2 protein-coding genes are annotated in these 906 nt (G+C 35.7%); both read left to right on the top strand.

Annotated features, from left to right (window positions below):
• The first annotated feature begins 107 nt into the window (after positions 1 to 107).
• Positions 108 to 518 carry a leucine-rich repeat domain-containing protein gene (locus DV872_RS27365; RefSeq protein WP_114632911.1) on the top strand — a complete coding sequence of 137 codons (411 nt, stop codon included), beginning with the start codon at positions 108 to 110 and terminating at the stop codon, positions 516 to 518.
• Between the two features lie 100 nt (positions 519 to 618).
• Positions 619 to 783 carry a hypothetical protein gene (locus DV872_RS26765; protein ID WP_158547202.1) on the top strand — a complete coding sequence of 55 codons (165 nt, stop codon included), beginning with the start codon at positions 619 to 621 and terminating at the stop codon, positions 781 to 783.
• Positions 784 to 906: the final 123 nt, after the last annotated feature.

Genomic DNA, 906 nt, shown 5'->3' with positions numbered 1-906 from the left:
AGGTCAGGAAGGCTGTTCATAAGCATATTAAGGAGGTAAATTTCTGACTAAATTGCACATGAAATTCCCCACTGGTTAGTGGGGAAAAATAATTGCAATAATGGGGAATTTTCACTTGCAAAAAACATATTGGCAGCAGTGCTTTTGAACGTTGTTCATTCAGTGGAACATTATCCCTGTCACCAAATGTTACCATCATTAGAAGCTCTGTATTCTCTGGTTGTAAGTTTGTTGATTTATTAACCATACCCGAAGGGATAACAGACATTTATAGCTCTGCTTTTTCAGGTACAAAGATAAGCTCTCTCTCTTTACCGAGCACTCTTTCTTCTCTTTCTTCATATGCTTTTGCTAATTCAACAAATCTTAATCATGTTGTCAGCATTGCCAATCAAGCAGCTTCAATAAAATCCAATTCTTTTAAAAATTGTAATCCTGTTCTCAAGCTGACTTATCCCTCAGGAACAGATTATAGTTCCTGGGCTTCGAATTTCCCCGGGGGAATGACTGGCTTTTAAAAAATTTGAATTGTCAAAACGTGACTGCTGTTCAAAAGCAGATAGAGAGGATAATAAATTGAAAATTAAAACTAAAAATCAAATAATATCATTGTTTTTATTGCTACTTTTTTCTTGTAAGGGAGCCGTAGATCCACCTGTTCTGGATGATTCTGAAGGTAATGATGGTCTCATTGCACCTGATCTGGAGTATTCTATTATATATAATACTGTTGAATTTTCACTGGATCTTTCTCTTATAAATGAGATACCAGCAGATACGTAACCGCTAATAAAGCCCCATCTACCAGTAACTGAGATTTCTATGCATTTTCTATTCTAAAGGAGTGGAAAATGAAAAGAAGAACATCAGAAGATTGGGATCACATAATCCGGGACTATAAAGAGT

Origin of the sequence: Oceanispirochaeta sp. M1 (assembly GCF_003346715.1) — a bacterium.
Lineage (GTDB): Bacteria > Spirochaetota > Spirochaetia > DSM-2461 > DSM-2461 > Oceanispirochaeta.
Note: the sequence above shows the minus strand (reverse complement) of the source record. Positions and strands in the feature narration are given on the sequence as shown.